Here is a 17,555-nt window from a genome sequence, read left to right as displayed (position 1 = left end):
GTGTCTCAGAAAAGGCGCGCGTCAACGCCATCGATCGCCGTGCCTGTCGCGAAAACGGCTCGGCGCCGCGCCGAGTTCGCGCGTGAAGAAGCGCGTGAACGCGCTCGTCGAACGGAAGCCGACGCGCACGCCGATCTCGCCGATCGGCAGTTGCGTATTCAGCAGCAGGTCGCGCGCCTCGCCGAGCCGCGCCTGCGCGACGAGCGCATGAAAGCCGACCGCCTCGCGATGCAGCCGCCGGCGCAGCGTCCAGCGCGACATCGCGAAGCGCGTGCACACGTGCTGCATCAGCGTGTCGGTCGGTACATCGGCTTCGTCGGCGGTACGCAGCCAGTCGCGCACGCATTGCTCGACCGACGAGCCGAACGTCGAGCGCACGCGTACACGCTCGCGCGCGGCGTCGGCCGCGTGACGCTGAATGCCGGCGAGCGGCGCGTTGTAGCGTTCGAACGGCGTGTCGAAGTGCGCGGAGCGCAGCACGATGCGGTTGTGCGCGGCATCGAACGACATCGGTGCGCCGAGCATGTCGCGCAGCGCGGCGGCGGGTGCGAATGCGCGGCCGGCGAAGGCGGCGTCGTCGACGCACACGTGCGGATCGTACAGGCGGGCGAGCGCGGCGAGGATCGCGAGGTTCGCGAACGCGCTGCCCGCGTGCCGGCCGTCGCCTTCGTTCACGTATTCGAGCGCGATCGCGTCGCCGTTCTCGTGCGCGAAGACCCAGTCGACGTTGCCGATCAGCTCGCGATAGTGCAGGTAGCCGTGCAGCGCGTCGCGCAGTGTCGCCGCGTTGCACGTGACGCCCGCGAGTTCCGGGAACGGCGCGAGCCACGGCACGACCTGCGGCGGCGGGCAATGCCACGACAGCGGCCATGCGCTCGTGAGCCGCATCGCGGCGACGTGCCGGTCGCCCGCGATGCGGCGCGTGTCGTCGGCAAGCTCGGCCGGACCGATGCCGAGCGTGTCGTAAAGCGGTGCGAGATCGATGCCGTTCGCGCGCGCGTCTTCGCACAGCCAGCGGTAGATCCGCACGGATACCGATTTCTGTTGCAACTCCATGTCTGTCCCCTTCGTCATGCCGTTCGGGTTTGTCCCCGCTGCGAGAGGTCAACGCATGCTCCTGCCGGTCAAGCGTGGTGACCGGTCAATTTTTAGACTCGGACGCTGGAGTGTGGCGACAAGTACAACAGAACGATTCAGGAGGATCAATGAAAACTTCGCTGTTCCGGTGTTCGACGATTGCGTCCGCGTGCGCGCTCACGGTGCTGCTCGCGTCGTGCGGCGGCGACGACATCCACGCGGGTCCGGCCGCGCCGCCCGACCCCGATGCCGCGGCCGACCAGCGCGCGGCCGCGCTCGTCGCGCAACTGACGACCGACGAGAAACTGCAGCTCGTGCACGGCACGGGCCTGCCGGCGCTCGACCTGGGCGGCCCGTTCCCGGCCGACGCACTCAATGGCGCGAGCTACATCCCGGGCGTGCCGCGGCTCGGCATTCCGGCCGTCAGCAGCGCCGATTCGGCGGGCGGCGTGAACGTGAAGAACGCGCGCGTGACCGCGCTGCCCGCACCGGTCGCGCTCGCGGCAACGTGGGACCCGGCGCTCGCCGGCACCTACGGCACGCGCATCGCGCTCGAACTGCGTGCGCTCGGGTTTGCGGAAGGGCTCGGCGGCGGCGTGAACCTCGCGCGCGAGCCGCGCAACGGCCGCACGTTCGAATACATGGGCGAGGATCCGGTGCTCGCGGGTACGCTGAGTGCCGCGCGCACGCAGGCGACGCAGGCGCAGAAGGTGATCGCGACGATCAAGCATTTCGCGTTCAACGACCAGGAAAGCAACCGGATGACGATCGATTCGGTCGTCGACGAGCGGACCATGCGCGAGGCCGAACTGCTCGCGTTCGAGATCGGCGTGAAGGATGGCCAGCCGGGCAACGTGATGTGCTCGTACAACAAGCTGAACGGCGTGTACGCGTGCGAGAACCCGTATCTGCTGACCACGGTGCTGAAGAACGAATGGGGCTTCAAGGGCGTCGTGCAGTCCGACTGGGGCGCGACGCATTCGACAGTCGCGGCCGTGCAGGCGGGGCTCGACGAGGAGGAGCCGGGCGCGGCGGACGACAACAACGCGCCGCTCGGCTCGTTCTTCAACACGAAGCTGCGTGCGGCGCTGCAGGCCGGCAGCGTGTCGGCCGCGCGGCTGAACGACATGGTGCAGCGCAAGCTGCGCACGCTGATCCGCATCGGCGTGATGGACGCACCGCCGAAGCCGGGCGGCGCGATCGACGAAGCGGCCGGCAACGCCGATGCGCTCGCGATCGCGCGGCAATCCGCGGTGCTGCTGAAGAACGCGGCCGCGCCCGGCGATGCGCAGCCCGTGCTGCCGCTGGCGGCCGGCGCGCTGAAGTCGGTCGTCGTGATCGGCGGGCATGCGGACGCGGGCGTGCTGTCGGGCGGCGGCTCGGGCGCGGTGCCGGCGATCGACGGCAATGCGGTGATGACTTGCCAGCAACCCGCCGACACGCTGTTCGGCGGCTGTGCGACGTGGTACAAGTCCGCGCCGCTCGCGGCGATTCGCGCGAAGGCGCCGAACGCGGCGGTCAGCTACCTCGACGGAACCGACGCGAATGCCGCGGCGAGCGCGGCCGCGCAGGCCGATGTCGCGATCGTGTTCGCGACGCAGTGGCAGACGGAAGGGCTCGACCTCGCGAGCCTGTCGCTGCCCGATGCGAAGGCTGATCCGTACAACCAGCAATACGACCAGAACGCGCTGATCGCGGCGGTCGCGGCGAAGGCGAAGCGCGTGATCGTCGTGCTCGAGAACGGCAGCCCCGTGCTGATGCCGTGGCTCGCGAACGTGCATGGCGTGCTCGAAGCGTGGTATCCCGGCGCGCAGGGCGGCCAGGCGATCGCCGATCTGCTGTTCGGCGATGCGAACCCGTCGGGCCGGCTGCCGCTGACGTTCCCGAAGCAGGAGGCCGACCTGCCGCAGCCGGCGATCGATCCGTCGCGCACGCAGACCGTCTACACGGAAGGGCTCGCGTACGGCTATCGCTGGTTCGACGCGAAGGCGATCGAGCCGCTGTTCCCGTTCGGCTACGGGCTGTCGTACACGACGTATGCGTTGTCGGCGATGTCTGCGCGGGCCGATGCGGCAGGCAACGTGACGGTCGGCGTGACGGTGACGAACACCGGCGCGCGGGCCGGCGCGCAGACGGTGCAGATCTACGCGGCACTGCCCGCGTCGCTCGGCGAACCGCCGAAGCGCCTCGTCGGCTGGACCAAGGTCGCGCTGCAGCCGGGCGAGGCGCGTACCGTCAGCGTTGCGGTCCCGGCTCAGCGCTTCGCGGTGTGGGATGCGAATGCGCATGCGTGGCGGATCGCCGCGGGCAGCTACGGGCTGTCGGCGGCGGCTTCGTCGCGTGACCCGCAGGCGCAGTCGACGACGGTGACGCTCGCCGCGCACTGAGCCGGGCGGCCGCGCGGCACGCGGCGAGGCCGGTCGTGGTCTCGCCGCATTCCGGTACGTACCGGCACGTTCCGGCGCGCAGTCGTTACCCGGCGCCGCGCCGGAACGGATCGTGTTCGCGCAATTCGTCGACGTACGCGTGGATATGCTCGGTCTCGCGTTCGAGAAAGCGCGCGACGGCGTCGGAGAATGCCGGGTGCGCGAGCCAGTGCGCGGAGTGCGTGACGGTCGGCAGGAAGCCGCGTGCGAGCTTGTGTTCGCCCTGCGCGCCGCCTTCGAACGTGTCGAGCCCGGCCTCGATGCAGAATTCGAGCAGCTGGTAGTAGGCCGTTTCGAAATGCAGGCACGGCACGTGCTCGACCGCTCCCCAGTAGCGGCCGTACAGCGTGCCGCCGCCGTTCTCGCCGCGCCGGTAGACGGCGAGTGCGCTCGCGATCGGCTGGCCGCCGGCTTCCGCGATCACGAGCAGCAGGTTCTCGGGCATCGTCGCACCGATCGTGCGGAAGAAGTCGAGGTTCAGGTACGGGCTCGAATAGTGTTCGCGATAGGTCTGCCGGTAGCAGCGCGAGAAGAAGCGCCAGTCGGCGTCGGTGATCCGGTCGCCGGTCAGCCGCCGGAACGTCACGCCCGCCTCGTGCACCTTGCGCCGCTCCGCGCGGATGTTCTTGCGCTTCTTCTGCTCGAGCGTGCCGAGGAAATCGTCGAAGTGGCGGTAGCCGTCGTTGATCCAGTGGAACTGCACGCCTTCGCGCAGCATCATGCCCATCGATTCGAGGAGCGCCGCTTCGTCGCCGGTCGGGAACAGCACGTGCAGCGACGACACGTCGCTCTGCTCGGCGAATGCGAGCAGCGTGGCCGCGAGCCGGCGGCGCGCATCGTCGTCGGCCGCGAGCAGGCGCGTGCCCTGCACGGGCGTGAACGGCACCGCGCACAGCAGCTTCGGGTAGTAGGGCAGGTCGTTGCGCTGGTACGCGTCGGCCCAGGCCCAGTCGAACACGTATTCGCCGTACGAATGCTGCTTCGCGTAGACGGGGGCGGCGGCCGCGAGGCGGCCGGTGCGCTCGTCGGTCAGCGTGACGAAATGCGGCGACCAGCCGGTATCGTCGACCGCGCAGCGCGCGACGTGCAGCGCGTCGAGGAATTCGTGGCGCAGGAAGGGCGTCGGCTGCGCGTCGCGGGCGAGCAGCGCGTTCCATTCGTCGGCCGGCACCTCCGCGGGGGACGACAGGATGCCCGTGCGATAATCGATGCGTTCGTGTTTCAAGCGTGAATCCGTACCGTTCTGTGTCGCCGGATGCGAGGGCCTGCGCGGGCCCGCACCGGGACGATTTCGTCAGCCGTTCAGGGCGCGCCGCCGGGCTGCGCCAATCCCGCCATGAAGACCCGACTCGCTCTCGCCCAGATCAACGTCACCGTTGGCGATTTCGCCGGCAACGTCGCGCGGATCGTCGCGGCCGCGCGCGCCGCGCACAACGATGGTGCGCAGCTGATGATCGCACCCGAACTTGCGCTGTCCGGCTATCCGCCGGAAGACCTGCTGCTGCGGCCGGCGTTCTACGCGGCGGCGGCGGCCGCGCTCGACGCGCTCGCCGGCGCCTTGAAGGCGTTCGACGGGCTCGCGGTGCTGGTCGGCCATCCGTTGCGCGGCGCGCCGGGCGGCGATCCGCATGCGCCAGCCGTCGATGGTAATGCAAACCGCCCGATCGAGCGCGGCGTGCCGCCCACCGATACCTACAACGCGGTATCGCTGATCGTCGGCGGCGAGATCGTCGGCACCTACCGCAAGCAGGACCTGCCCAACACCGAGGTGTTCGACGAGAAGCGCTACTTCGCGACGGACGCCGAGCCGCTCGTGTTCGAGCTGAACGGCGTGAAGTACGGCGTGATCATCTGCGAGGATGCGTGGCATGCATCGGCCGCGCAGATCGCGAAGGCGGCCGGCGCGCAGGTGCTGCTGATCCCGAACGGCTCGCCGTACCACATGAACAAGGAAGCGGTGCGCGTCGACATCCTGCGCGCGCGGATTCGCGAAACCGGGCTGCCGATGGTGTACGTGAACCTCGTCGGCGGCCAGGACGAACTCGTATTCGACGGCGGCTCGTTCGTGCTCGACGCGCAGGGCGCGCTCGTCGCGAGGATGCCGCAGTTCGACGAAGGGCACGCGATCGTCGAATTCGACGGCGCGCGGCCGCTGCCCGGTGCGATCGCGCCCGAGCTGTCGACCGACGCGCAGGTGTACCGCGCGCTCGTGACCGGCGTGCGCGACTACATCGGCAAGAACGGCTTTCCGGGCGTGCTGATCGGGCTGTCGGGCGGTGTCGATTCGGCGCTGGTGCTCGCGGTCGCATGCGATGCGCTCGGGCCCGGGCGCGTGCGCGCGGTGATGATGCCGTCGCGCTTCACGGCCGACATCTCGACCACCGACGCGGCGGACATGGCGCGGCGCGTCGGCGTGCGCTACGACGAGATCGCGATCGCGCCGATGTTCGACGCATTCCGCGCATCGCTCGCGGGCGAGTTCGCGGGCCGCGCGGAAGACGCGACGGAAGAGAACATCCAGGCGCGCATCCGCGGCACGCTGCTGATGGCGCTGTCGAACAAGTTCGGCTCGATCGTGCTGACGACCGGCAACAAGAGCGAGATGGCGGTCGGCTACTGCACGCTGTACGGCGACATGGCCGGCGGCTTCGCGGTGATCAAGGACATCGCGAAGACGCTCGTGTACCGGCTCTGCCGCTATCGCAACGCAACGGCCGACTATGCCCTGCGCGACGTGATCCCCGAGCGGATCCTCACGCGAGCGCCGTCGGCCGAGCTGCGCGAGAACCAGACCGACCAGGACAGCCTGCCGCCGTATGACGTACTCGACGCGATCATGCGGATGTACATGGAAGAGGATCGGCCGCTCGCCGAGATCGTCGCGGCCGGTTATGCGCAGGCGGACGTCGAACGCGTGACGCGGCTCATCAAGATCAACGAATACAAGCGCCGCCAGGCGCCGATCGGCATTCGCGTCACGCATCGCGCATTCGGGCGCGACTGGCGCTACCCGATCACGTCACGTTTTACCGAACGCCTCGACTGAGCCGTGCTGGGCCGCATGCGGCTCGCAGGCTTACAATCGGGGTCGCGATTTTTCATCCAAACGAGCATTGGGGGACAACCACCATGAAACGCATCACTGCCATCATCAAGCCGTTCAAGCTGGACGAAGTCCGCGAAGCGCTCGCCGAAGTGGGTCTCACGGGCCTGACCGTGACGGAAGTGAAGGGCTTCGGCCGCCAGAAGGGGCATACCGAGCTGTATCGCGGCGCCGAATACGTCGTCGACTTCCTGCCGAAGATGAAGATCGAGGTCGTCGTCGCGGAAGCGCAGGTCGACCAGGTGATCGACGCGGTGATCGGCGCGGCGCGCACCGGCAAGATCGGCGACGGCAAGATCTTCGTGTCGGATGTCGAGCGCGTGATCCGCATCCGCACCGGCGAAGAGAACGAAGCGGCCGTCTGAGCGCCGTATTCGTCAGCGGGCCGTTTCAGGCCCCGCCAATAAAAAACGGTGCGATACCCGGTTGGGTACCGCACCGATACGCGCCTCTCGCAGCAGCGTGGAAAGTGTTGCCGAATCGTTCTTTGACGGCGCCTGATCAGAACAGGTGCTGGATGCCGGCGTAGACGCCGGTCTGGCTGCCGCCCGGATTCGGGTTGCCCGTCGACACGGCCGTACCGGCGCCGTTCGCGTTCAGGCCGAAGTTGGCGTTCTTGCTGTTGCGCACCGTCGCGACCTGCAGGTCGAACAGCGTGCGCTTCGAGATGTTGTACGAGCCGCCGACGGTGTAGATGTTCGCGTTGCCGCCGCCGTGGTTCGCGTTCACGTGATACACGGCCGCGATCAGCGCCGCTGCCGGCGTTGCCTGCCACGTTACGCCGCCCCAGACCTGCTGGGTGCCCGTCACGCCGGCGTTCACTGCCGGGCCGCCGCTGCCGTCCGCGCGCGAGGCCTGGTAAGCGGCCTGAACCTTGAACTGGCCGAGGAACACGTTCACGCCCGCGAAGTATTCACGCGAGTAGTTGAACACGTCCGAGAAGCGGCCGTTGCTGTCGCGCGTTTCGTCGTAGATGCCGCGCAACTGGAACAGCGAATTCGTATAGGTGACCTGTGCGCCGGCTGCACGGCCCGGTTGGCCGGCCGTCGTGTTGCCGTTGAAGCTGGTCGAGTTGGAGAACGAGAACTGGCCGTAGAAGTCGAGGCCGTAGAACTGCGGCGACTGGTACGACACGTTGTTGCTGGTCTTGTTCCAGTTGCGGCCGCGCACCAGCGAGGCCGTCGACCAGGCCGACTGGCCGAACGGGTCGAAGTCCCACACGCCGTTGGCGATCGCGAGTTCACGACCCAGCAGCAGCGTACCGTAGCGGTCGTTCGAGATACCGACCGTCGCATAACGATCCCAGATCGAGCCGCTGAAGCCGCCCGTCATCGTGTTGAACGCACCTTCGAGGTGGAACAGGATCTTGTTGCCGCCGCCGATGTCTTCGGTGCCCTTCAAGCCCCACAGGCTGGTGCCCCAGTCGCCGCTTTCCGCGCGCACCTGGTGGCCGTTTTGCAGGCCGTTCAGGTACTCGAGGCCGGCATCCAGGCGACCATACAGCGTGACGCTGCTCTGCGCGTGCGCCGTCACCACCCCAGCAGCCATCAGCGCGGCCGCGACCAAAGCTTTCTTCATCATCTCCTCCATACCCTGTCAAAAAGTCAACCCAGACTGCACGAGATGCCCGGAGCGCGAGCGCCGGGCAAAAGCGGGATAACCAGGGAGACCTCGTGCAGGGCCGGTAAGCGCAGCACGCGGGCAAGCGGACGGAAAACCGTTGAGCGGTCCCGCGCAGCCGGGTCGGCCTGCGGGGTCTCCTTGTAGTGTCGTGAAGCTAAACTACATTTCACGAACTTCGTTTTGCTACTTTGGTTACTAATTTAGCAAAAATACAATTTTGTGGCGATGGAAATCGTTGTTTGACTAACACCTGTCGCCAAATTGCCATGCAACACGGTGGGCAACAGGTGCGCCGAGGGTTTGCAATTAACGGAAAACCCTTGTCCCACAAGGGAGACACGGCTTTCGCAAACATGGATCAAGGATTGCCACTATTGACGTTGCAGGGGGCGCGGGCGTAAGCGCCATACAAGAGGAATTGGTAAGTATTTCGTAATGATTGGGCGGGCACCGGACGTCGCCGGCCCGTGCCTGTCGCGCTGGCACGGCAACGCGCGACGCGGTGCGCCGGCGCGCTCCGGTCAGGCAGGCTCCGGCCTCGCTTCGAGCAACTGCGTGCGAATCCAGCGATGCGCATCGGTGCGCGCGTGCTTCGCGTGCGAGTAGACCTTCACGGTGTAGCGCGGGATCTCGAACGGCGCCGGAAAGATGCGGATCGGCGCCGCGTGCCGCAGCGCCTGCGCGGCGCGGTTCGGCACGGTCATCAGCAGCGCGGATTCCGCAATCACGAACGGCGCGGCCAGCACGGTCGGCAACTGCACGGCGACTTGCCGTGCGAGGCCGAGCCGGTCGAGCACGTGGTCGACGACGCCGCGCGACTCGTTCCACGGCGTGACGACCACGTGGCGTGCCGCCAAGTACTGGTCGAGCGTGAGCCGCCGGCGGACGTCCGGATGCGCGGCGCTCGCGATGACGACGTAGTCGTCGGAGAACCAGTCGAAGTCCTCGATGCCCGGCGCGTCGGCCGCCGATTCCTCGTGGTAGCCGAGCGCGAAATCGATGCGGCCGGCCGCGAGTTCGTCGACGGAAATCTTCCGGTCGGAATGCACGACGCGGATCCGCAACCGCGGCGCGACCTGCTGGATGCGCGCGAGAAACGCCGGCAGCACGGCGAATGCCGTGTAGTCGGTCGCCGCGAACACGAACGTGCGGTCGCTTTGCGCGGGATCGAAGCGGCGCGCGCGGGCAAGCCCCTTCGACATCGCGTCGAGCGCGTCGCCGGCCCAGGTGGCGATGTCGTCGGCGCGCACGGTCGGCTGCATCTCGTTGCCGAGGCGCACGAACAGGGCATCGCCGATCGCGTCGCGCAGCCGCGCGAGCGCGTGGCTCAGCGCGGACGGGCTCAATGCAAGCTCGTGCGCGGCCGCGGCGACGGACCGGTGGCGGTACAGCGCGTCGAACACGAGCAGCAGGTTCAGGTCGAGACGGCGCAGATCGGGATGCATCATGTTCAGGTCACGATGAAAAACCTGCACTTCCTGCAGGCGCCGCGTGAACGTAGCATGACGATCTGATTGGCGCCAGCGCGGCTGCGCGGCGCCGCTTTCCGTTTCAAGTCCGGGCCGGAGGAGGGCTCATCCCGTGCAAATCGACATTCGTTCCGCCACCGTCGCCGACGTGCCGCAGATCCTGCGTTTCATTACCGAACTGGCCGTCTACGAGAAGGCGGAGCACGAAGTGGTCGCGACGCCCGCGTCGCTCGAGCGCAGCCTGTTCGGCGACGGATCGCCGGCGCGCGCGCTGATCTGCGAGGTCGACGGCGAGCCGGCCGGCTTCGCCGTGTATTTCTTCTCGTATTCGACGTGGCTCGCCCGGCAGGGGCTGTATCTCGAGGACCTGTACGTGTCGCCGCGTTTTCGCGGCGCGGGCGCCGGGCTGCGGCTGCTGAAGGCGCTCGCGCGGATCGCGGTCGAGTCGGGTTGCGGGCGTTTCGAGTGGAGCGTGCTCGACTGGAACGAGCCGGCGATCCGCTTCTACGAGAGCGTCGGCGCGGCGCCGCAGAGCGAATGGGTGCGTTACCGGCTCGCGGGCGACGAACTGCGCGCGTTTGCCGACAGCGCGCCGGTGAGCGCCGCATGAACGCCACCTAAATGCCACGTAAACGCAAAACGGGCGCCGCGAGGCGCCCGTTCGAACGTCGTGCGTTTCGTGCGCGTTACTTGAGGCTGCCGGACAGGAACCCGCGCAGGCGTTCGCTCTTCGGGTTCGCAAACACCTCGGACGGCACGCCTTCTTCCTCGACGCGGCCCTGGTGCAGGAACATCACGTGGTTCGACACGTTGCGCGCGAAGCCCATCTCGTGCGTGACGACGATCATCGTGCGGCCTTCCTCGGCGAGCTTCTGCATCACCTTCAGCACTTCACCCACCAGTTCCGGGTCGAGGGCCGACGTCGGTTCGTCGAACAGCATCACGTCCGGATGCATCGCCAGCGCGCGCGCAATCGCGACACGCTGCTGCTGGCCGCCCGACAGGTGTGACGGATACTGCTTCTCGACGCGCGGCGCGAGGCCGACTTTCTCGAGATACGCGCGCGCACGTTCCTCGGCTTCCTTCTTCGGGATGCCGAGCACGTTCACGGGCGCTTCCATCACGTTCTCGATCACGTTCATGTGCGACCAGAGGTTGAAGTGCTGGAACACCATCGACAGCTTGGTGCGCACGCGCTGCAGCTGCTTCGTATCGGCCGCGCGCAGCGCGCCCGTCTTGTCGAGCGCGGTGCGCACTTCCTCGCCGTCGACGAAGATTCGGCCCGCATTCGGCTGCTCGAGGAAGTTGATGCAGCGGAGCATCGTGCTCTTGCCGGAGCCGGACGAGCCGATCACGCTGATCACGTCGCCCGAGTTCGCCTTCAGCGACACGCCCTTGAGCACTTCGTTGTCGCCGTATCGCTTGTGCAGATCGTCGACGAAAAGCTTCTGAGTCTGGGAATTCATCAATAGTCCTGCGAAAACTTACTTGCCTTGCGGGCGCAGATACGCGAGCCAGCGACGCTCGGCCTGGCGGAACAGCCACACGAGCGTGAACGAGATCACGAGGTAGAGCAGGGCGGCGATGCCGAACGCATGGAACGACATGTAGGTCGCCGAGTTCACGTCGCGGGCGATCTTCAGGATGTCCGGCACGGTCGCGGTGAAGGCGACGGTGGTCGCGTGCAGCATCAGGATCACTTCGTTGCTGTACAGCGGCAGCGCACGGCGCAGTGCCGACGGCAGGATCACGCGGCGATACATCGTGAACGTGGACATCCCGTAGGCACGCGCGGCTTCGATCTCGCCGTACGACGTCGCCTTGATCGCGCCCGCGAAGATCTCGGTGGTGTACGCGCAGGTGTTCAGCGTGAACGCGAGCAGCGTGCAGTGCATCCCGTCGCGGAAGAACGCGTCGAGCATCGGCGTGCCGCGCACGGCCTGCAGGCTGTAGAGGCCCGTGTAGCAGAGCAGCAGCTGCACGTAGAGCGGCGTGCCGCGGAACACGTACGTGTAGAGCCATACGGCGCCCGACAGCCACTTCTTCTTCGACACGCGCGCGACGGCGAGCGGCACCGACAGGCAGAAGCCGAGGCCGATCGACACGACCAGCAGCCACAGCGTGATCGCGACGCCGGTGATGCGGTAGCCGTCGGTGTAGAGGTAGTTGCGCCAGTATTCTTGGATGAGGTCGATCATAGGTCAGCCTTGCGGACGCCGGTCGAGTAGCGCTTTTCGAGCCACATCAGCACGAAGTTCGAGATCGTCGTGATCGCGAGGTAGACGGCACCCGCGATCAGCGTGAAGAAGAAGAACCGCAGCGTGCCCTTGCCGGCGTCCTGCGACGCCTTCACGACATCGGCCAGGCCGATGATCGACACGAGCGCGGTCGACTTCACGAGCACCTGCCAGTTGTTGCCGATGCCCGGCAGCGCGAAGCGCATCATCTGCGGGAACATGATCCGCGTGAACACCTGCCAGCTGGTCATCCCGTACGCGCTGCCGGCCTCGAGCTGGCCGCGCGGCACCGACAGGAACGCACCGCGGAAGGTCTCGGTGAAGTACGCGCCGTAGATGAAGCCGAGCACGAGTACGCCGGCGAGGAACGGGTCGATGTCGATCTGGTCCCAGCCGAGCGCGTCGGTCGCCATGTTCAGCCAGATCTGCAGGCTGTAGAACAGCAGCAGCATCAGCACGAGGTCGGGCACGCCGCGGATCAGCGTGGTGTAGACGGTGCCGACGCCGTTCGTGAAGCGGTTGCGCGACAGCTTCGCGCCCGCGCCGAGCAGCCCCAGCAGGAACGACAGCGCAAGCGAAAGCACCGCCAGTTTGACGGTTTGCCAGGTGCCCGCGAGGATCAGCGGGCCGTAACCTTGTAGAAACATATGTGGTCCCTGGTGTGGTCCCTAGTGGGGTCCCGTAGGGCGCACGCGGTGCGCCGCGAAAGACGCGCCCGCCAAGCTGCGCGGAACGCCCCGTGCGTATCATGACCGTCCGCCCCGGCATCGGTGCCGGGCCAGCCCGTCGCGCGAGCGGCGGGCGAGGGGGCGGGCGGCGCGTGGTCGACTGCCTGTACTGCCCGGACACGGGGCCGCCCCCGCATCCGTTGCCTCTTCTTTTCGACGCTCAGCGGGCCGAAGCCGAATAGACGCTGAACGCGAAATACTTGTGCGACAGCCGGTCGTACGTGCCGTCCTTGTGCATGTCGGCCAGCGCCTTGTTGATCTTGAGCTTCAGGTCCGTATCTTCCTTGCGCAGGCCGATCGCGGTGCCGTCGCCGATCGTTTTCGGATCCTTCACTTCCGGCCCGGCGAACGCGAAGCCCTTGCCGCGCGGCGTGCGCAGGAAGCCGTAGTCGGCTTGCAGCTCGTCCTGCAGCGTCGCGTCGAGGCGGCCCGAGCCGAGATCGGCATAGACCTGGTCCTGGTTCTGGTAAGGAATGATCGTCACGCCCTGCGGCTCCCAGTACGCCTTCGCGTAGGTTTCCTGCGTCGAGCCCTGCTCGACGCCCACGCGCTTGCCCTTCAGCGAGGCGATCGTCGGCAGCAGCGGCGAACCGGCCTTCGCGATCATCCGCGCCGGCGCGTCGTATACCTTGTCGGAGAAGTCGATCTGTTCGCGGCGCTTGTCCGTGACGGTCAGCGACGACACGATGACGTCGTACTTCTTCGCCTTCAGCGCCGGGATGATCCCGTCGAGATCCTGCGCCACCCACACGCATTTCACGTTGATCCGCTTGCAGATTTCCTTGGTGAGATCGACGTCGAACCCGACGATCTCGCCGCTCGGCGCGGTCGACTCGAACGGCGGGTAGCTGGCGTCGACGCCGATCCGCACGGTCTTCCACTCCTTCGCGAAGGCGCTGCCCGCCACGAGGGCGAGGGCGGCGCACAGGGCGGCCTTCTTCATTTCGATCCTTCTGTTGCTGACTTTCCGGGGGCGCTCGCGGCCGGTCGGACCGGGCGCCGCGGCGTATTCTAGACGGCCAAAATTCGCCGATCGGCGCTCTGGCGATGGCGGCCGCCGGAACGGCGAACGCCAAAAGGGCGGTATTTTACCCGAACGCGATACCCGGAAACCGGCAATCCGGGCCGACCGATCGATTCTTCGAGGCATTGATCCGGCTGTTGCGATAATCGTCGCATTCGCAGCGGGCATTGGGTCAATTGCATCCGCAGATGCAACGATGCAGTGCGCGAGCGGTGGATTGTGGCGCGATTGGCACACTCATACAGTGACGGCATACCAGAACAGCGCCTCTCACGGAGTGTCCGTCCCATGTTCCAGATCCGCCGCGCCGCCGATCGCGACCAGCGCAGCCATGGCTGGCACGAATTCCTTCACAGCTTTCCTTGCGCGTCCGGCCGGAGCGGGCCGCCGGTCTTCGGCGCGTTGCGCGAACTGAACGAGGAATGCATCGCGCCGACCCGCGGCTACGGGATGCGGCCGTACCGGGATGCGGAAATCGTCACCTACGTGCTCGACGGCGCGCTCGCGCACCGCGACAGCCTCGGCAACGGGGCAATCGTGCGTGCGGGCGGCGTGCAGCGCTTGAGCGCCGGCACCGGCGTCATGCTCAGCGAAGCCAACGCGTCGTGCGACCAGCCGCTGCGCCTGCTGCGGATCTGGCTCGCGCCGGCCGGGGCGGGCGGCCGGCCCGGCTACGCGCAGACGCGCTTTGCCGACGGCGAGAAGCGCGGGCGGCTGCGGCTCGTCGCGGCGCCGGACGGCGGCGGCGGCGCGCTGCCGTTGGGCGCGGACGCACGCATCTTTGCGGGACTGATCGACGGCGACGAGGCGGCGGCGTTCGACCTGCCGGCCGGGCGCCGCGCCTATGTGCACGTGGTGCGCGGCGACGTCGCGGTGAACGGCCGCGCGCTGGCCGCGGGTGACGGCGCGCGGATCGGCGGCGTGGACGCGGTGGCGTTCGCACGCGGCCGGGCGGCCGAGGTGCTGCTGTTCGACGTCGCCTGAAACGCAAAAGGGGACGCAGGGCGGTGCCCGCGTCCCCTTCGAGGATGCCGCTCCGCGGAGCGGCCCCGCCGGCTTACTGCGCCGGTGCCGACGCGGCCTTGGCCGCGCGATGCTGCTGCCAGCGCTCCTTCATCTTCTCGTGGCGCTGTTCCATCTTCGCGAACTGCTGCTTGAGCGCCGTGCTGACCGTGGTCTTCTGCTGGTCGTTCAGGCCGTTGTAGAACGCGAGCCACGCGGCGGACGTCTGCTCGCGCAGTTGCGCGTTCTGCTGCTCGGCCTGCTGGCGCGCGGCGTGCATCGCGCTGAGATCGAGGATCGGCTGGTTCTGCTGCGCCTTGAACTGCTCGCGCATCTGCTCGTGGCTCTTGCGCATCGCGTCATGGTTCTGCTTCATCGTGTTGACGGCGGCCTGCCACTGCTGTTCCTGCGATGCGTTGAGCTTCAGCTGGTCGTGCAGTTTCATGATCACGCCGAACGGGCCGCCGTCGTGCCCGCCGTGCATCTGGTGGGCGCCGGGGCCGCCCGGAGGCGGCATGTCGCCGGGTTGCGCGGCGTGCGCGGTGCCGAATGCGAGAGCGAGCACGGTGGCGGCCGCGATGGCCACGCGGGAAGTCTTCTTATACATTTCAGAAACTCCTTGTATCCAAAGGGTCCGGCGATGCGGTGCCGGGAAAGCCGTGTACCGCATCCGGTAAGACGCAGGTTAGCGAGGCAGGCCCCGGCCGATGTTACGTGGCGCGGTGGCCGGGTTACCGCGCATTACAGTTCCCTTGCGCGGTAACCCGCAGTAACCCTTTCGTCCCTTTGTTTCGTTCTTCGACTCCGCCCTCGCGCGGTAAACTTCGAGCCATGACTACCCAGATCCTCATCGTCGACGACGACCAAGAACTCCGAGACCTGCTGCGCGACTATCTCGTGCGCCAGGGGATGGAAGTGTCCGTGCTGCACGACGCGGCGACGCTCGAGAAACGCCTCGAGCGCGAGCGGCCCGACCTGATCGTGCTGGACCTGATGATGCCGGGCGTCGACGGCCTGACCGCGCTGCGCCAGTTGCGCGCGGCCGGCGACGACATCCCCGTGATCATGCTGACCGCGCGGGCGGACGACGTCGACCGCATCGTCGGGCTCGAGCTCGGCGCGGACGATTACCTCGGCAAGCCGTTCAACCCGCGCGAGCTGCTCGCGCGCGTGCAGGCCGTGCTGCGCCGCCGCCGCGCGACGCCGTCGGCGGCGGCGCCCGAGCAGCGCGAGCCGTTCGGATTCGGCCGCTTCGTGCTCGACTTCCAGGCGCGTACGCTGTCGGTCGACGGCAAGCCGGCCACGCTGTCGAGCAGCGAATTCGCGCTGCTGAAGATTTTCGTGAACCATGCGCTGCGCACGCTCACGCGCGAGCGGCTGCTCGAGCTGCTGCACGGGCCCGAGTACGACGGCACCGACCGCGGCATCGACGTCCAGGTGTGGCGCCTGCGCCGCATTCTCGAAACGGATCCGTCGACGCCGCGCTTCATCCAGACGGTGCGCGGGCGCGGCTACGTGTTCGTGCCCGACGGCGAGGCCCATGCGCAAACCCATTGATTCACTGTTCGGGCGGCTGGCGCTGCTCGTCGTGGGTGTCCTGCTCCTGTCGCACTTCGCGTGGTTTTTCGCGATGCGGCTCGAGCGCAGCCAGATGCAGACGCGCTACGCGGTCGAAGAGGCCGCGTTCCTGGTCGACGCGGTGCGCCAGCACGTCGAGCGCACGCCCGACCAGCCGTTGCCGTCGCGTGTGCGGCTCGTGGCGCCGGACAGCGCCGACGTGCCGAACGGCGATCCGTCGAGCCTGCCGGCGGCGCTCAGGCGGTTCCGCGACGACGTGAGCGAGCGGATGCCGCCCGGCACGCGCGTCGAGCTCGGCGCACCCGGCCATCCGCCGGTGCTGTGGGTGAAGGAGCCGACCGACCGCAACTGGATCGTGGTGCCGGTGCAGCCGCTGCGGCCGCCGCGCTCGCTCGACCGGATGCTGCTGTGGCTCGGCACGATCTTCTCGGCCGGCGTGATTGCCGCACTGTTCGCGGCCTGGCAGCTGCAGCAGCCGTTGCGTTCGCTTGCGCGCGCGGTCGCACGCTTCGGCCGCGGCCAGCCGGTGCCGCCGTTGCGCGAGCGCGGCCCGCGCGAGCTGCGCCAGCTCACGCACGGCTTCAACCAGATGGTGGAACAGGTGTCGCAGGCCGAGAGCGACCGTGCGGTGATGCTGGCGGGCGTGGCGCACGACCTGCGCACGCCGCTTGCGCGGATGCGGCTGCGAGCGGAAATGATGGACGACGTCCGGCTGCGCGATGGCGTCGTGCGCGACGTCGATTCGATGTCGCACATCGTCGACCAGTTTCTGGTGTTTGCCCACGGCGGGTCCGATCGCAGCGAGCCGGTGCCGGTCGATCAGGCGTGCGAGCGGATCGCACGCAGCTATCGCGCGGTCGCGCCGAACGCGCCGACGGTCCAGACCCGGCTCGACGCCGATCCGGGCTTCCGCCTGCCGACGGCGACGCTCGACCGGATCCTGTCGAACCTGCTGGACAACGCGCATGCGTACGGTGCGCCGCCCGTGCTCGTCGAGACGGCACGCACGCCGGCCGGCTATGTGCTGTCGGTCAGCGACAGCGGCGGCGGGATCGCCCCGCGCGATCTCGCGGCGGCGACGCGGCCGTTCGTGCGGCTCGATCCCGCACGCGGCGGGAACGGCCACAGCGGGCTCGGGCTCGCGATCGTCGAGCGGCTCGTACTCAGGCTGGGCGGGGCGTGCGACATCGGCAACCGCCCCGAAGGCGGCCTGCGTGTCGCGATGACGTTCCCGTTCGAGGCCGTGCCGAAGGAAGAACCCCACGCACAGGCCGCATGAGCGGCTGCG

Annotated in this window: 16 protein-coding genes; 7 read left to right on the top strand and 9 right to left on the bottom strand. The window is 67.9% G+C overall.

The genetic code is table 11. From position 1 onward, the window contains the following. Positions 1–21 precede the first annotated feature (21 nt). Positions 22–1,056: a helix-turn-helix transcriptional regulator gene (locus APZ15_RS17370; protein WP_027786753.1), complete on the bottom strand. Its 1,035-nt coding sequence runs from the start codon at positions 1,054–1,056 to the stop codon at positions 22–24. Between the two features lie 149 nt (positions 1,057–1,205). Between APZ15_RS17370 and APZ15_RS17365 the strand changes: the two genes are divergently transcribed. Continuing rightward, positions 1,206–3,464: a glycoside hydrolase family 3 C-terminal domain-containing protein gene (locus APZ15_RS17365; protein ID WP_027786754.1), complete on the top strand. Its 2,259-nt coding sequence runs from the start codon at positions 1,206–1,208 to the stop codon at positions 3,462–3,464. 85 nt (positions 3,465–3,549) lie between these two features. On the opposite strand, the gene APZ15_RS17360 is transcribed toward APZ15_RS17365, so the two are convergent. After that, positions 3,550–4,728, bottom strand: coding sequence for a GNAT family N-acetyltransferase (locus APZ15_RS17360; RefSeq protein ID WP_027786755.1), 1,179 nt, complete (start codon positions 4,726–4,728; stop codon positions 3,550–3,552). A 111-nt stretch (positions 4,729–4,839) separates the two neighbouring features. On the opposite strand from APZ15_RS17360, the gene APZ15_RS17355 reads away from it, so the two are divergent. Both APZ15_RS17355 and APZ15_RS17350 read left to right on the top strand, forming a co-directional pair. Then, positions 4,840–6,549, top strand: a complete 1,710-nt coding sequence (locus APZ15_RS17355; protein ID WP_027786756.1) for an NAD+ synthase — start codon at positions 4,840–4,842, stop codon at positions 6,547–6,549. 83 nt (positions 6,550–6,632) lie between these two features. Next, positions 6,633–6,971, top strand: a complete 339-nt coding sequence (locus APZ15_RS17350; protein ID WP_006398637.1) for a P-II family nitrogen regulator — start codon at positions 6,633–6,635, stop codon at positions 6,969–6,971. Positions 6,972–7,107: 136 nt separating this feature from the next. Here the strand turns inward: APZ15_RS17350 and APZ15_RS17345 are convergent, their stop codons facing one another. After that, positions 7,108–8,187: a porin gene (locus APZ15_RS17345; protein WP_034195856.1), complete on the bottom strand. Its 1,080-nt coding sequence runs from the start codon at positions 8,185–8,187 to the stop codon at positions 7,108–7,110. 563 nt (positions 8,188–8,750) lie between these two features. After that, the gene (locus APZ15_RS17340) at positions 8,751–9,677 is read right to left on the bottom strand and encodes a LysR family transcriptional regulator (RefSeq protein ID WP_027786758.1); all 927 of its coding nucleotides are present in this window, start codon (positions 9,675–9,677) and stop codon (positions 8,751–8,753) included. A 133-nt stretch (positions 9,678–9,810) separates the two neighbouring features. On the opposite strand from APZ15_RS17340, the gene APZ15_RS17335 reads away from it, so the two are divergent. After that, positions 9,811–10,308, top strand: a complete 498-nt coding sequence (locus tag APZ15_RS17335) for a GNAT family N-acetyltransferase (protein WP_021158490.1) — start codon at positions 9,811–9,813, stop codon at positions 10,306–10,308. Between the two features lie 76 nt (positions 10,309–10,384). Here APZ15_RS17335 and APZ15_RS17330 read toward each other — a convergent pair whose 3' ends face one another. The 4 genes from APZ15_RS17330 to APZ15_RS17315 form a co-directional block, all read right to left on the bottom strand. Further along, the gene (locus APZ15_RS17330) at positions 10,385–11,164 is read right to left on the bottom strand and encodes an ABC transporter ATP-binding protein (RefSeq protein ID WP_027786759.1); all 780 of its coding nucleotides are present in this window, start codon (positions 11,162–11,164) and stop codon (positions 10,385–10,387) included. Positions 11,165–11,182: 18 nt separating this feature from the next. Continuing rightward, positions 11,183–11,896: an ABC transporter permease gene (locus tag APZ15_RS17325; RefSeq protein ID WP_027786760.1), complete on the bottom strand. Its 714-nt coding sequence runs from the start codon at positions 11,894–11,896 to the stop codon at positions 11,183–11,185. After that, the gene (locus APZ15_RS17320; protein WP_027786761.1) at positions 11,893–12,582 is read right to left on the bottom strand and encodes an ABC transporter permease; all 690 of its coding nucleotides are present in this window, start codon (positions 12,580–12,582) and stop codon (positions 11,893–11,895) included. Before APZ15_RS17320 ends, APZ15_RS17325 begins: the two co-directional genes overlap by 4 nt. A 241-nt stretch (positions 12,583–12,823) precedes the next feature. Beyond that, entirely contained in the window at positions 12,824–13,606 is a 783-nt protein-coding gene (locus APZ15_RS17315) for an ABC transporter substrate-binding protein (RefSeq protein ID WP_021158492.1), read from the bottom strand. A 369-nt stretch (positions 13,607–13,975) separates the two neighbouring features. Between APZ15_RS17315 and APZ15_RS17310 the strand changes: the two genes are divergently transcribed. Further along, positions 13,976–14,671, top strand: coding sequence for a pirin family protein (locus tag APZ15_RS17310; RefSeq protein ID WP_027786762.1), 696 nt, complete (start codon positions 13,976–13,978; stop codon positions 14,669–14,671). Between the two features lie 73 nt (positions 14,672–14,744). On the opposite strand, the gene APZ15_RS17305 is transcribed toward APZ15_RS17310, so the two are convergent. Beyond that, positions 14,745–15,296: a Spy/CpxP family protein refolding chaperone gene (locus tag APZ15_RS17305; protein WP_027786763.1), complete on the bottom strand. Its 552-nt coding sequence runs from the start codon at positions 15,294–15,296 to the stop codon at positions 14,745–14,747. 224 nt (positions 15,297–15,520) lie between these two features. On the opposite strand from APZ15_RS17305, the gene APZ15_RS17300 reads away from it, so the two are divergent. Both APZ15_RS17300 and APZ15_RS17295 read left to right on the top strand, forming a co-directional pair. Beyond that, positions 15,521–16,246: a response regulator gene (locus APZ15_RS17300; RefSeq protein ID WP_021158495.1), complete on the top strand. Its 726-nt coding sequence runs from the start codon at positions 15,521–15,523 to the stop codon at positions 16,244–16,246. Beyond that, positions 16,230–17,546 (top strand): ATP-binding protein, encoded by a 1,317-nt coding sequence (locus APZ15_RS17295; RefSeq protein ID WP_027786764.1) that lies wholly within the window; start codon positions 16,230–16,232, stop codon positions 17,544–17,546. Before APZ15_RS17300 ends, APZ15_RS17295 begins: the two co-directional genes overlap by 17 nt. Positions 17,547–17,555 lie beyond the last annotated feature (9 nt).

Source organism: Burkholderia cepacia ATCC 25416 (assembly GCF_001411495.1).
Lineage (GTDB): Bacteria > Pseudomonadota > Gammaproteobacteria > Burkholderiales > Burkholderiaceae > Burkholderia > Burkholderia cepacia.
The sequence above is the reverse complement of the archived record's forward strand: the minus strand, read 5'-3'. Positions and strand labels throughout refer to the sequence as shown.

Excerpts from the sequence above, each read along its gene's own strand:
- APZ15_RS17370 (WP_027786753.1), bottom strand. The coding sequence starts at position 1,056 with ATGGAGTTGCAACAGAAATCGGTATCCGTGCGGATCTACCGCTGGCTG.
- APZ15_RS17325 (WP_027786760.1), bottom strand. The coding sequence starts at position 11,896 with ATGATCGACCTCATCCAAGAATACTGGCGCAACTACCTCTACACCGAC.
- APZ15_RS17305 (WP_027786763.1), bottom strand. The coding sequence starts at position 15,296 with ATGTATAAGAAGACTTCCCGCGTGGCCATCGCGGCCGCCACCGTGCTC.
- APZ15_RS17320 (WP_027786761.1), bottom strand. The coding sequence starts at position 12,582 with ATGTTTCTACAAGGTTACGGCCCGCTGATCCTCGCGGGCACCTGGCAA.
- APZ15_RS17330 (WP_027786759.1), bottom strand. The coding sequence starts at position 11,164 with ATGAATTCCCAGACTCAGAAGCTTTTCGTCGACGATCTGCACAAGCGA.
- APZ15_RS17315 (WP_021158492.1), bottom strand. The coding sequence starts at position 13,606 with ATGAAGAAGGCCGCCCTGTGCGCCGCCCTCGCCCTCGTGGCGGGCAGC.
- APZ15_RS17345 (WP_034195856.1), bottom strand. The coding sequence starts at position 8,187 with ATGATGAAGAAAGCTTTGGTCGCGGCCGCGCTGATGGCTGCTGGGGTG.
- APZ15_RS17310 (WP_027786762.1), top strand. The coding sequence starts at position 13,976 with ATGTTCCAGATCCGCCGCGCCGCCGATCGCGACCAGCGCAGCCATGGC.
- APZ15_RS17300 (WP_021158495.1), top strand. The coding sequence starts at position 15,521 with ATGACTACCCAGATCCTCATCGTCGACGACGACCAAGAACTCCGAGAC.
- APZ15_RS17295 (WP_027786764.1), top strand. The coding sequence starts at position 16,230 with ATGCGCAAACCCATTGATTCACTGTTCGGGCGGCTGGCGCTGCTCGTC.
- APZ15_RS17340 (WP_027786758.1), bottom strand. The coding sequence starts at position 9,677 with ATGATGCATCCCGATCTGCGCCGTCTCGACCTGAACCTGCTGCTCGTG.
- APZ15_RS17365 (WP_027786754.1), top strand. The coding sequence starts at position 1,206 with ATGAAAACTTCGCTGTTCCGGTGTTCGACGATTGCGTCCGCGTGCGCG.
- APZ15_RS17350 (WP_006398637.1), top strand. The coding sequence starts at position 6,633 with ATGAAACGCATCACTGCCATCATCAAGCCGTTCAAGCTGGACGAAGTC.
- APZ15_RS17355 (WP_027786756.1), top strand. The coding sequence starts at position 4,840 with ATGAAGACCCGACTCGCTCTCGCCCAGATCAACGTCACCGTTGGCGAT.